Origin of the sequence: Paracoccus sp. IB05 (assembly GCF_016405985.1) — a bacterium.
Taxonomy (GTDB): Bacteria; Pseudomonadota; Alphaproteobacteria; order Rhodobacterales; family Rhodobacteraceae; genus Pseudogemmobacter.
In genome coordinates this window covers 35,920-48,381 of sequence record NZ_JAEFCF010000040.1, presented here as the reverse complement: position 1 = coordinate 48,381, position 12,462 = coordinate 35,920, and the positions used below count along the sequence as shown (strand labels likewise).

Below are 12,462 nucleotides of genomic sequence, written 5' to 3'. Positions count from 1 at the left end.
CTCTGATGCGTATCTCAAGCGATCCCATCTGCAATTGGGTGCCTGTAAGGGCCACGATCGCCCTTCCTGCCTCGAAGTCCTCTCAGAGCTTCAAGAGCCTGTGTCGTCCTACCGGGACGCGCTCTGGCGGCTCTTCGAGTACCAGCGTGAAGCCGGTATCGGCTATCAGAAAACGCCCATGCCCTGGGCCATTCAGCTTGTCGCTGACATGTTCTGGATCGAACCCCGCAAGGTCCGCGCCGATCTGATCAAAATGGCGCAGGTGTCCTGATGGACCCCGTTATCGGTTCCGCGCTTATCGGCGCGGGTTCATCGCTGCTTCACGCCTTCTGTGTGGGGGCGCACCCATAGCTGGCGCAACTGGCTTTCCTCTCGGTGACGATGAGGCAGACCGGTTCTTTGAACGACGTCACCTGCACTCAGCCAAAGGCAGGCTTTGCCCGCCTTGCCCTCTCCTGCAACGTGGACGCCATAGGGAGGCGGGCACAGCATACCGGGTCGTCCACGCCTTTCCGCCAGAAGGCTTTTGCGACGGATCACGCGAAGGGATCATTGCAATGAACTGCCGCTCTGCGCCATATTCCGGGCATGGAACAAGGCCTTGCCGACTTCCACATAGCGGTCAGGCCGCGCCGGTACGGCACCGCAGGAACGAGGGAGAGATGAGGGTGCAACGCTGGCCATGAGTATGGTCATTCAATACTGGCATCAAACCGACTGCCCGCCAGAGATCCGCCGCCGGCAGAGCGAATGGGCGCGCGCCTTCCCCGGACAGTACCAGCTCTTTGATCGCAAGACCGCCGCCGACTATCTCGACCGGCATTTCGGGGGGGAGGCGCTGGCAGGCTTTCTTGCCTGCGCGGTCCCTGCAATGGCCTCGGACTATTTCCGGTATCACCGGCTGGCGGCGGAAGGCGGGATCTATGTCGACCCGGCCTTTCTGCCCGGCCCCCTCGCCCCGCAGCTGTTGCGATCCGGACATCCGGTATTCGCGCTCTCGGCCCCGGCGGAGGACCTTACTCCTGCAGTCCGGCAGGCGCGCACCGTTCTCGGCCGGGTGCTGATCAACAGCGTTTTGCATGCGGGCCCGGCCCCGATGCGTTACTTCGTCTTGTTCGCGGAGCTGGTGCGGCGCCTTGTCCGGCAGCGGGCCGCAGACCAGATCCCGATGCTGACAGGGTTCGGAGTGCTGACGGCGTTTGACTATATCATCAGCCTTTCAGAGCCGGATCCGGCGCATGTCCTGGACGCGCTGCGCAACGCCGTTCCGCCGGGCAGCGACCGCGCTCTGGAGGTGATCGGCGCGTTTGTGACGGACCATGCCGGGGGGTTTCATGGTGTTTCGCGCAGCACAACAGGATCGATGGCGGCGATGGCGGCCTCGCTCTACCGGCCTAGGGAAGATCAGGCACGGCCTGCAGATCCGCCACATTGGTCACACCATGACGGCAGCATTTTCGCGCCTGGCCGTCCCCGCCCCCTGCCCTCTCGGGAAATGCAATCTCCGGAAATGCGCTCGGCGGAGATCACCCGGAACCAGCTCATCCATCAGGGGCTGTTCGATCCTGTTTACTATCTCAGTCAGTGTGGGGATGGCCTGGGCACAAGCGAGGCATGGCGCCATTTCCAAAGCCATGGCGATGCAAAGGGGCTGGATCCATCCCCCTATTTCTCCACTAAGTTCTATAAAGCGAGCTACCCCAACTGGCACAAAAAAGCCGCCAGCGCGGCAGAGGATTATCTGTTGCGGGTGGCAAAAGGTCAGAAACGCCAGCCCCACCCCCTGATTGACCCCGAGGATTACCGCGAGGCCTATCCCGATCTGCGCGACCCCGCGCAAGATCCCGTGCGGCATTTCATCCTGCATGGCGATGCCGAGGGGCGCTCGCCTTCCAAAGGGTTCGATGCCGCTTTCTATCGCCGGTGTTACCTCACGCTCGGCCAAAGCCACCCGTTTCGCCACTATGTCACCAAAGGGTCAGCGCGGGGATTTCTGCCGCGGCCAACACCTGTCGATGCGGCAATGTCACGCGAAGCGATGGGGGCTGCGATGACCGGACGGCCACGCCCCTTCGTGCTGGTCTGCCATGACGCGCAAAAGGCCGGGGTGCCGATCCTGACGCTCGATCTGGCGCGCGCCCTTGGCACCCGGGGCTATGATCCGGTTTTCCTTATGGGCAATGCCGGGCCCTTGCTCGACAGGTTTCGTGCGCTTGGCCCCGTTTTCATCCTGGCAGGGGGATGGGATGCAACCGGGCTGGCCTCTGCGCTGCCCCAGGGCACGGCTGCGCTGATCAATACCAGTGCCGCCGCCGGGCTTTCGGTACCTCTGGCGCAGGCAGGTCTCGACTGTCTGGTGCTGCTGCATGAGATGCCCGATTACATCCGGGACCAGGGCCTGATGCCGGATCTTCGTCTGGCGCAAGCGGCGGGCGCCCGGCTGATTGCCTCGATGCCGCAGATTTCACGGGCAATTTCACAGGATATTTCGCAGGTTCCCTTACGGGGCAAGGCAGGGGCGCCGGTTGGGGCCCCCTGCCCTGTCGGGCAATTGCGCCCCGGGATCATACCGCCCCCGACGCCGCTGGCCTCATTCCGGCGCGCGCGTCTCTGGCGGCAGCGGCAAGACGGGCCGGTCTTTATCGGCGCCGGCCATGCCGACAAGCGCAAAGGCTTTGATCTCTTTCTCGACGCGGCCCGGCGTATCCTGGCGGCGCAGCCCGGCGCGCGCTTTGTCTGGCTGGGGGCGCTGGACGCCTGGGCCAGGGATCTCGCGAATGCCGCCCTGGCCGGGGGGCTGCCCCTGACCCTGCCCGGATTTGTCGAGGATTGCCTCGGCTGGTATCGCGCCGCTGACGTCTATCTGCTGACCTCGCGCCAGGATCCGGGGCCGACCACCGCGATCCATGCTGCAGCGGTTGGCACACCCTTTGTCGGCTATGCCGCCGATATCGGCCTGATCGGGATGACAGAGGGCGCCGGGCGTTTCCTGCCCCCCGAGGATGAGGCGGGATTTGTCGCGGCAGCGGTTGCCGCCGCCAATGCCGTCACCGCCGGGTCCCGCCGGGATCTGCGCCGGCTGATCCGACGGGAGACCGGGTTCGGGCCCTATGTCACAGCGCTTCTGAGCCGGTTTCACTCCGCAGCAGACGGCGAAGCCTGACCCAGTCGCGGATCGGCATGGCCGGATTGCCGATCATGCGCGCCCCGGCCGCGACCTTGCCGATCACCACCGCGCCGCCGCCGATCTCTGCCCCGTCGCCGATCTCCATCACCCGGCGGCGGCTGCCATTCATGACCGCCCCCCTCGGCGCGATATTCACGCTTTCGCCGATCTTCACATGCCCGGCCAGGGCGGATTCGATCGCCAGCGTTGAAAAATCGCCGATCTCCACATCATGGCCGATGCTGGAGGACAGGATCATCGCACAGGCGCCGATCCGCACCGCCGGCCCGATCCGGGTCCAGGGCATGGTGATCGAACCGGGGCCGAATTGCACATCCGGATCGACATGCGGCAGGTCGGGGCAGCAGGCGGTGGCAAGAGTTGCTCCTTCCTCGCGCAGCCCCCCGGCCACCCGGCGCCGCAATCCGGGGTTCGAGACCGTCAGCAGCACAGGCAAAGCTGCGTGGTCACGCAGCCGCGCAGCTGAAGAGATCACCGGCACACCAAGGCCGGGATGCACGAACCCGTTTTCAATATCATCAATCAGCGCCCGGACACGGACGCGGCCCCGCCAGTATTCCTCAAGCCCGCGCAGGATCATCAGACTATGCCCGCGTGCACCGAAGACGGTGATCTCGTCGAAATCACTGGTGGATTTCATTCGGCCTGCTCCGGTTTGGGGTCGCTGTGATCAAGCACCGCCGCAACGATTGCGGTGATCCGGGCCAGCTGTGGCGCAGTAATACGGCCATGAAAGGGCAGGCAGAGAAGTTCAGGCCCCGCCTCCGGCGCCACCGGGGGCGCACCGGAGGCGGTCACGATACCGGCATCGGCCCAGTATGTGCCAGGGCCGCAAAGCAGCGGAAAGTGATCTCGCGCGAAGATGCGCCCCTCGGCGAGGGCCAGCACGAGCCGCGCGCGCAGATCCGGCGCAAGACGCAGCGCGTAATAGCCGGGGCTTTCGCCCCCTGCCCGATGCAGCCGCAGCCCAGGCAAGCCGGAGAATGCATTGTCATAGGCCTGGCGCAACGCCCGGCGCGCGGTCAGCTCTGCCGGCAGATCGGGCAAGAGCGCCAGCCCCATGGCCGCATGCAGTTCCGAAAGTTTGCCATTGAGACCCGGCCCGGTCGCCCGCCCCTGTTCCAGCCCGAAATTGCGCAGCCGGCGCAGGGCCGCCGCCTGATTACCGCGCGTGACGACAAACCCGCCCTCGGCCGTATTCAGCAATTTGGTCGCATGCAGGGAAAAGGCCGAGGCATCGCCGAAATGACCAATCGGCATGCCGTCAATCTCGGCCCCGAAGGCATGGGCGGCATCATAGACCAGCCAGAGGCCATGCCGGCGCGCGAGGGTCTCCAGCGCCGCGACATCGCAGGGCATCCCCAGGAAATGCACCGGCAGAATGGCCGCCGTGCGCGGTGTGATCGCCGCCTCCACCGCGCGCGGGCAGAGCGTCAGCCGGTCTGGATCGACATCGGCAAAGACCGGCACCAGCCCGAGCGCTGTGATCGCCTGCGCGGTCGCGGCAAATGTGAGCGGGGTGGTGATGACCTCGGCTCCTGACGGCAGCTCGCCCAGCATCAGCGCAAGTGTCAGTGCCATCGTTCCCGATGAGGTCAGCGAGACCGTATCCCCCGCGTGCTGCCGCTCATTCAACGCGCGTTCCAGCCGCGTATGCAATACACCGCCATTGGTCAGCCAGCCCGCATCCAGCGCCTCGGCGGTCAGGCGGGCGAAACGGGCGGGATCGGGCAGCATCGGCGCGCCGAACAGGACAGGCGGCAGATCAGTCATTGAAGGCTCCGCTCGCAAGCGCCTCGCGCAGGTCCCGATTGGACGTGAAGGGGAGCTGATGCTTGCGATGAAGCTGCGTGCCGCCTCCCATCACCGGCAGGATATCGGCTCCGCCTGCCTGACAGCTGACACCAAGCATCCGCTCGATCGCATGGGCAAGGGTCCCGTCAACCTGGCCAGCCTCGGGCGGGAATGCCTCCTGCCCGAGCGCCAGATCCTGAAGCGGGCGGAGCGCGGCGCTGCGGGCCCAGAACATCGACCCCACCGGAAAGCGCAGTCTGTCATTGTCGGGCAGCGGCCCGGGCAGTGCCATCCGCCGTGCCAGTTCGCGCGCGATATCGCGGTTCGCCCCCCAATGTGCCGCGCCAAGCACCGCGCGATACGTGACCGGAACCACCATGCCAAGCCTGAGGATCGACCCGAAAAAGGACAGGATCCGGTTCACCTCGCCTTCCGAACCGAGCAGGCAGCCGAGAATATGCGCCAGCCAGTCATCCAGCCTGTCGGAATGCAGCGAGCGTTTGCCATGCAGATGCAGTACGATGTCATGGCGGGCATGGGCATCGGCAAAGCCATATAGTTTGGGCCAGATATCGCGGCCCCGGTTCGCAAATACCCGGATCTCGGCATCCGGCAGATGCGCGCGGATGTGCCTCGCCTTCTCATCGGTGTCAGTTGACACATAGAGGCAGAACGGCACGGCAATATGCGCGAGCCTCGCGGCAAAGACCGGCGCCAGCTCGTCATAATAAAGGTGCAGGAACACACCCACCGGACGGCCCGGCGCGGCACATTGCGCCCTCGGGCGCAACGGCAATCCCGCCTTGCCCCGTTCGCGCACAAAACCCTGAGGACCATGCGCCCAGAGCGGCTCATTGCTCACAATCCGGGTCAGCACCGGTTCGAGCAATTTCGGCCCGACATCCAGGTGCAGGGGAGAGGCGCGATCCTCCAAAGCTTCGATCACCCTGCGCGCACGGCCTGCAATCCTCTCGATCCGGGCTGTCCGGTCAGGTGCGGCCCCGCGCCGGGCGAGCTGCCGCATCTCGTGAAGATCCGCCGAGAGCACGTGGATGATGCCCGCGCTACCCGTGTCGGAGGGCAAGGGCGCAGGCCCCCCCTGCTCCAGACACTGCAGCGCTGCGACGATCTCTTGCGCTGCGGCCAAAACGGTCGACCGGACATCATCTGCCACAGAGGCAGCGCTGCCGGCTGTAGGTATCGGAATGGATCGACCCGGGGAATAGGCCGCGGCGGCAACGGAAGAGCTGCTGATCAGCGCACGCGCCCGGTCAAGGATCACGCCCGCAGCCCTGTCAAAGCCGTATCGGGAAACCACACGATCATGCAGGGCAATCCGATCCGGCAAACCGACGGGCGGCGCCGCGAGCAGTTGATTCAGCGTCGACACCAGCTCTTCCTGCCCGGCAGCCTGCCGGATCTCAGGAAAATCCGGATCGTGGAAGCCGGACACCCGGTCTGAGACAACAAGCGCCCCGCTGGCCAGCGCGTCAAAGCTGCGGTTGCTCATGAAGCCCCGCGTCGCCATCGGCGGCATATGGCTGTTCAGCAGGATGCGGGCGCTGGCATAGACTTCAACCAGCGCCTCAGAATTCAGGCGCTCGCCCCGCCAGAGACGGGCGGGCACCACATCCTTCCAGCCCGGCCCCCAGATCTGCGGCTCAAACCCGGCCTCTGCCGCCCAAAGGATAATGCGGCGATCCACGCGGGGGGCATAGCCGCCGACAAAGGCCAGCGGAATCTCATCCGCCCCCGCCGGACGCCGCAAGGGATGGAAACGGGCACATTCGGTGGCCTGAGGCAGGTAATCTGCCGCAAGCCCATGATCCCGCAGCTGGGACGTGAGCTTCTCGGAGCCGATGAACAATGCCTGATAGCGTCGCAACATCCCGATCGGCGCCACGTTCGGCGGACTGATCATCCAGAGCAGATTGGCCATCCCCGCGACAGGCTCTTCCAGATGCGGGCCAGCGATCTGCAAGAGAACCGAGGGCAGCGCGGACGGCTCCGGCTCTTCGCCCCGAAACACCAGAACCGCCTCACAGCCCGCATGCCGCCGGATGGCCCGGGCCAGGCCTTCCGCGTATTGGCTTTCACCCCAGGACTGGTGGTTCGTCCTCGTCGCATTGATCCTGATACAGACGAGAACCCCTGACCCGCTCATAGCATTTTATCCGATACGTCCAGGAGCACCCAGGCGCGCCCCGCTGACAGGCCCAGATTTGAGGTTTTTGCGAGGAGCGTCAATGCGCTGCACCACCCCTTCGGGCGGGCTTTACGCATGGATCGGACGCGATGGCAGGCTTTTGCGCCCCTGCCCTCAGCAAAAACCTATAAATCCATTATAATTCAACATATTACAATGAATTGGCCGCGGTTTCACCCTGAGTTGCCGAAATTTCCCTCAAGGCTTCTGTTGATCGGTCTTGCGCCCTGCCCATGCGCCAGATGGTGGCGCATTTGCAAACCAGACAAAGCCGGGGTTTTATGGCCAGGCTAGCGGGTGGCGCACGAAAACGCAGCAGTCAGCCTGACTGCTCCGGCCCGTCGAGCGCGACCGGGCCGAGCGTTGGCCAGAGATCTCCCGGCCCGGGATTGGCCCGGTCAGAGCTGCCGCCGAAATGGGTCATGATGCCCCAGACCGCGTTCAATGCGGTCTGAACCGCCCCCTCGACCCAGGCCGGGGTCCAGCTGATGCCATCCCCGGCAAGGAAAATGCCGCGCTGATCCGCCGGCATCTCGGCCTGAATGAAGTGTCGGTACATCCGCAGATTATACCGGTAATGCCCGGGCAGCGCGCCTTTGAAGGCACCAAGGAAATTGTCATCCGCCTCCCAGCTGACGCAGATCGGGTTGCCGCGAATATGGCTCCGGATGTCAGTGCCGGGATAGATCCGCTCCAAAGCCGCAAGCGCCAGTTCGACCCGCTTTTCCGGCCCGTAAGGCAGCACTTTCAGCGCATCGGTCATCCAGCTGTAGGACAGGCAAATGACGGCCGGCCTGTCGGGGCCATTGTCGAAGAAATAGGTGCCGCGTGTGTTGCGATCGGTCAGCGTCATCGACAGAAGCGGCCGCCCGTCGGGGCCGGTTTCCTTCCAGAACGGCCGGTCGACCATGACAAAGGTTTTCGCGGCCTGCATATATCGGGTGCGGTCCAGCGCCATCCAGAGTTTCTGATCAAACAGCGCCTCATCCACGGCGACCGAAGTGGTCAGAAGATGGCTCTGACAGGTCACCAGCACCGCGCTGTAATCGCGCGCCACACCCCATTGGTCGGTGACGGTGAACCCGCCCTGCCCGCTCCGCGCGATGCGCGTCGCGCGCCCCAGCGTGGCACCCCCGTTCAGATCCGCCAGCGAGGTGCCCTCGGGCCAATGCGCCGCGCGCGCAGGCAGACGCCAGAGCTGATGCAGCACCCCTTCAACCCCGCCGACGATATAGCGCTGATGGTCGTCCAGTTCGAGCAGGTTCACCCGCAGGATCTCGAGCATCGAATTCGGAAAGTCACTGTCCCAGCCGCCGGTGCCAAACCCAACCTGGCCAAAGACCTCGCGATGCCGGAAGCCAAGGCTCTGGAACGCACTGGACGAGGTGACGAAATCGTAAAATGTCCGCTCATCCCATTTCGCAACCAGCGGATCCCAGATCGCTTTCAGACGGGCTACATCGCGGTCGCGCACGGCTTCGGTCAGGGCGGCGAAATCGGCATGTTCCTCAAGCGCGGCGCGGTACGCGGCGGCGACCTCGTGATAAAGCTGCGGCAGATCCTCGGGGCCGCGGGCGAAATGGGTCTCGCCTTCAAGGTCGATCACCGTCGATCCGGCGGCCTCGGTCAGCGGATTGGGGAAAGGGCGGCTTTCGACGCCGAGGAGATCGACATAATGGTAGAAGGCGCGCGACGAGACTGGAAAGCGCATGCCGCCAAGTTCGGCGATAGTATCCTCCGTGCCCTCGAACAGCTCAGAGCGCAGCCGGCCACCGAACTTACCAGATTCGTAGATTTCGGGATGGAGGCCCAGCTTCATCAGTTCATAGCCCGCGATGATGCCCGCAGCCCCCGCCCCGATCACCGCGAGTTTTTCACCAAAGCGCGCCTTCGGCACGCTGCCGAGCCCGGCGGGATGCGTCAGCCAGTCGTCATAGGCAAAGGGAAAATCCGGGCCGAAGGCGGTTACAGGCTTTTTCAGGGTCATACTATCAGAGGCTTTCGGGCTGGTGCTTTGCAGATTGAGGGAAACCAGGGCAGATTTGTAAAGACAGTAGCGGAAGCGAGGTTCAGATGAAGGTGGCACTCTGGCAGGCGAAGCCGACCAATGGGAACATTGAGGCGGCATTTTCGGCGATTTGCACACAGCTGCAGGTGGCGGCAGCGGCAGGGGCCAAACTCCTGCTGGCGCCGGAGCTGTTGCTGCCGGGTTATAACCGGCCGGATCTGCATGAAAGCCTGTCACAGCCGCTGGACGGCGCATGGATCACCCGGTTGCGTGAGATGGCGGCGCGCGCGGGCTGCGGCATCTGCCTCGGCTGGGCAGAACGGGATGGCGCTACCGTTTACAACGCCGCCACGACGATCGGCCCCGATGGCGCGGTGCTGGCGCATTACCGCAAGATCCAGCTTTTCGGCCCGATGGAGCGCCGATCATTTCACCCTGGCGACCAGCTTTGTCCGGTGTTTGATCTGGAAGGACGAAAGCTTGCCATGCTGGTTTGCTATGACATCGAGTTTCCCGCCCATGCGGCAGCTCTTTCCCGCAATGGCGCCGAGCTGATTCTTGTGCCCACAGCCAATCCTGCCGGCTTTGAACATGTTCAGCGCATCCTGGTGCCGGCCCGCGCGCATGAAGGCAATTGCGCCGTGGCCTATGCCAATCTGACCGGTGCGGAAGGGGACCTGACCTTTGGCGGGCTTTCCGTGATTGCCGGGCCGGATGGCCAGCCGCTTGCAACCGCCGGTGCCCGGGGAGAGGCATTGTTGATTGTGGACCTCGCGGCGTCAGATGAGGTGCCAGAGAATCTGAGATCTGCGCAGGCGGCGGATTTCAGGCCGGTCTGATCTTTCGAAACATCCGGCATGTTTACCCTGGTATACATACCCCGAGGCTTGGGTGTTTACCCCGGTATACATCTGGCCGCAGGCGCGGATCTCACAAGGGAATGGAACATCCGCACGGGGTCTGGCACCTGGACCTCTGCCTTTCGCAGCACCGCGTTGAGATAAGCGCCGGGGCTGCGGATACGACCAAAGGCCTCCACAAGGCCCAGAACCACCAGCGCGCAGCCCTGCAGCCCAAACCGTTTTTTCGCGAGGCCAAGCACGGGATGCGTCAAACCGATCGCCGGGGCCAGTGTTTCAGACAGCCGGATAAGATCAGGCCAGCTTCGCGGCGGGTGTGGAGCGTAATCTTTCACACTCGCAGCCATCTCCAGGCATTCATCAAGGCTGATATCCTGTGCTTTCTGAGCAGAGTCAGAATCAAAGGTTTCTTTTCCTGATCTCTGAATGTGCCGGTCATTCTGGCCGTTGCTGGCGGTCATTTCGCCGGATCGTTCAGATGCAGTATCTGGCTGTGTCATGTCGGGCGGCATGTGGTCAGGCGCGCTGTCATCCGGATCGGGCAGGGTCGCCGCGATAGCCCGCAGCTCATCAGGCCCGAGCTTTCGCCGCAGCGCGAGGCGGGCAGTTTCCAGGAGTGGCTGAGCCAGATCTGCGGCGCTGTGAAACAGCCGGTCGCGGATCACTGCCCGCAGGGCCTTCACCTGAGCGGCTTCCTGATGGCAGGTCTCAGCAAGGGCTTCCAGATGGGGATGCAGGTCGAACAGCGGCGCGAGGCTGATACCATAGCTCAGCTGCACATCGGCCTCAGAATTGCGGACCTGATAGCGTTTGCCATTGGGGCTCGGCCGCTTGCTCACCAGCCCGACAGACCGGAGATGGTTCAGCCGGCGGCGCAAGGTGCGCTCGTCAATGCCGTCACAGCGTGCGATGAGCACCCGGTTCGAGGCGAAGACCATCCTCTGATCGGGCTGCGGATCCTGTGGCAAAAGGCTCAGGAGCCCGCGCAGAACCGCAATGTCGCGGTCGCGCAGCTGAAGCCGTTCACGGCAGATCCGTACCAGATCCAGAAGGTGCCAGCGCAGGTCGGTGCCGCCTTTGCCTGTCATCTGCGGCAGGGCAGGGCGAGAGGGTGCAAACGACCGGCGCCCGTCCCGGCGGGGCAGGGGCGAATAAGTGATCTGTTCCATGATGTCATCGGGCGGAACGAGAAGACGGTCCGATTATGGGCCGCATGCCGGCTGGCACACCGGGAAAACGACAACAGTTTTCCAATCACCGCCTGAGCGATGTTGCATGTGATTCGGGCCTGCGCTAGAGTGCTCTTGCTAGACGTTAAGCATTCTCAGGGTTGGCGCCCTGTGGTTTGCACGGGCCTTCCGGGTGGTTTCCATTCGGAAGGTCTTTCTTTTTCCGACGCTGCTCCTTTGTTGTTATCGTTGGGGTGTGATGTGTCCGGTCAGCTGCGTTTCGCGCGCGCCGCCAGAAATTCCTCATGCAGGCGCGGCAGCAGATCCTGGGCCTCGTCATGCAGCCAGGCCGCGAAAGCTGCATTCCCGGCCGTCGCCTCAAAGCTCATCCGGGCCCTTTGCAGCCGGACCGAGCCCAGCTCTGTCCCGTCACGGGCGAGGATAGGGGCGGCACTGTCGGCAGCGGCTGCTTTTACCGGCCGCGCAGCCGCCGGGATCGCCCTGACCCAGGCCTCAAAGCGCTGATCCGAGGTCAGCTCCGGGGCAAATGGGGCAGGGTGGACCGAGCCCGCCGCGATCTGTCCTTCGAGGATCCGCAAGGCCAGATCGTACCAGCGCTTCCAGCCCACCGAGGGCGCCGCGCCAATCCGCTCAATCACTTCACGCGGCAGCGCCTCGCGCACTTTGCGCATATGCGAGGTATGGCTGCGACTGACATTCAGCGCGTCCTGGATCACGCGGGCCTCATAGCCTGCCTCTTCAAGGTCGCCGGCAAACAGCGCCTTTTCAATGAACGAGGGATCCTTCCTCAGATTGTTTTCCTGGCCCTGAGCCAGCACCGCCTCTTCATCCGACAGCGTGCGGATCAGCGCCTTGACCGGCAGGTCAAGACCCCGGATCGCCGCCAGACGGCGCCGGCCATAGACCACCTGATAGCGGCCGCTGAGCTTTGGATGCGGGCGCAGCAGGATCGGCACCTGCTGCCCGTGTTTCGCAATGCTCTCGCGCAGTTCCAGGATGTCTTCGCCCAGATCGCCAAGCCGGTCCCTGAGGCCGGTATCTTCGATCTGGGCCGGATCAATCTCCTGGACCGAACGGCTGCCGATGCTGCGCAGGTCATTGCGGATCGCCGCTATCGGGCCGCTGGCCTGAAAGACCTCGGGCATCTTGGCGGACTCAGCCACCCCGGCAGGGCGCGGGGCAGGGGAGATGCCTTCGAACATGTTCTTGCGGGCCAT

General features: G+C 64.1%; 9 protein-coding genes. 3 read left to right on the top strand and 6 right to left on the bottom strand.

The window, feature by feature from the left end:
- The coding region (locus tag JC607_RS20635; RefSeq protein ID WP_198838708.1) for a hypothetical protein at positions 1 to 271 on the top strand (271 nt) is incomplete at its 5' end.
- A 411-nt stretch (positions 272 to 682) separates the two neighbouring features.
- On the top strand, positions 683 to 3,163 hold the full coding sequence (locus tag JC607_RS20630) for a glycosyltransferase (RefSeq protein WP_233093054.1): 2,481 nt from the start codon (positions 683 to 685) through the stop codon (positions 3,161 to 3,163).
- Here the strand turns inward: JC607_RS20630 and JC607_RS20625 are convergent.
- The 4 genes from JC607_RS20625 to JC607_RS20610 all read right to left on the bottom strand — a co-directional run bounded on the left by JC607_RS20625 (position 3,114) and on the right by JC607_RS20610 (position 9,174).
- On the bottom strand, positions 3,114 to 3,827 hold the full coding sequence (locus tag JC607_RS20625; protein ID WP_198838707.1) for an acetyltransferase: 714 nt from the start codon (positions 3,825 to 3,827) through the stop codon (positions 3,114 to 3,116). The two genes, JC607_RS20630 and JC607_RS20625, sit on opposite strands and share 50 nt — an antisense overlap.
- Positions 3,824 to 4,960, bottom strand: coding sequence for a DegT/DnrJ/EryC1/StrS aminotransferase family protein (locus JC607_RS20620; protein ID WP_198838706.1), 1,137 nt, complete (start codon positions 4,958 to 4,960; stop codon positions 3,824 to 3,826). The genes JC607_RS20625 and JC607_RS20620 overlap by 4 nt, the downstream gene beginning before the upstream one ends.
- Entirely contained in the window at positions 4,953 to 7,145 is a 2,193-nt protein-coding gene (locus tag JC607_RS20615) for a rhamnan synthesis F family protein (RefSeq protein WP_198838705.1), read from the bottom strand. The genes JC607_RS20620 and JC607_RS20615 overlap by 8 nt, the downstream gene beginning before the upstream one ends.
- 361 nt (positions 7,146 to 7,506) lie before the next feature.
- A complete protein-coding gene (locus JC607_RS20610; protein ID WP_198838704.1) occupies positions 7,507 to 9,174 on the bottom strand; it encodes an NAD(P)/FAD-dependent oxidoreductase in 1,668 nt (555 codons plus the stop codon).
- Between the two features lie 86 nt (positions 9,175 to 9,260).
- On the opposite strand from JC607_RS20610, the gene JC607_RS20605 reads away from it, so the two are divergent.
- The gene (locus tag JC607_RS20605) at positions 9,261 to 10,034 is read left to right on the top strand and encodes a nitrilase-related carbon-nitrogen hydrolase (protein WP_198838703.1); all 774 of its coding nucleotides are present in this window, start codon (positions 9,261 to 9,263) and stop codon (positions 10,032 to 10,034) included.
- A gap of 56 nt (positions 10,035 to 10,090) precedes the next feature.
- Here JC607_RS20605 and repC read toward each other — a convergent pair whose 3' ends face one another.
- Positions 10,091 to 11,143 (bottom strand): plasmid replication protein RepC, encoded by a 1,053-nt coding sequence (repC, locus tag JC607_RS25840; protein WP_255532621.1) that lies wholly within the window; start codon positions 11,141 to 11,143, stop codon positions 10,091 to 10,093.
- Between the two features lie 350 nt (positions 11,144 to 11,493).
- Entirely contained in the window at positions 11,494 to 12,462 is a 969-nt protein-coding gene (repB, locus tag JC607_RS20595; protein ID WP_198838701.1) for a plasmid partitioning protein RepB, read from the bottom strand.

What these genes read in the sequence shown, in the direction of transcription:
- JC607_RS20630 (WP_233093054.1), top strand. Translation starts at nt 683, where the DNA reads ATGAGTATGGTCATTCAATACTGGCATCAAACCGACTGCCCGCCAGAG.
- JC607_RS20625 (WP_198838707.1), bottom strand. Translation starts at nt 3,827, where the DNA reads ATGAAATCCACCAGTGATTTCGACGAGATCACCGTCTTCGGTGCACGC.
- JC607_RS20620 (WP_198838706.1), bottom strand. Translation starts at nt 4,960, where the DNA reads ATGACTGATCTGCCGCCTGTCCTGTTCGGCGCGCCGATGCTGCCCGAT.
- JC607_RS20615 (WP_198838705.1), bottom strand. Translation starts at nt 7,145, where the DNA reads ATGAGCGGGTCAGGGGTTCTCGTCTGTATCAGGATCAATGCGACGAGG.
- JC607_RS20610 (WP_198838704.1), bottom strand. Translation starts at nt 9,174, where the DNA reads ATGACCCTGAAAAAGCCTGTAACCGCCTTCGGCCCGGATTTTCCCTTT.
- JC607_RS20605 (WP_198838703.1), top strand. Translation starts at nt 9,261, where the DNA reads ATGAAGGTGGCACTCTGGCAGGCGAAGCCGACCAATGGGAACATTGAG.
- repC (WP_255532621.1), bottom strand. Translation starts at nt 11,143, where the DNA reads ATGACAGGCAAAGGCGGCACCGACCTGCGCTGGCACCTTCTGGATCTG.
- repB (WP_198838701.1), bottom strand. Translation starts at nt 12,462, where the DNA reads ATGGCCCGCAAGAACATGTTCGAAGGCATCTCCCCTGCCCCGCGCCCT.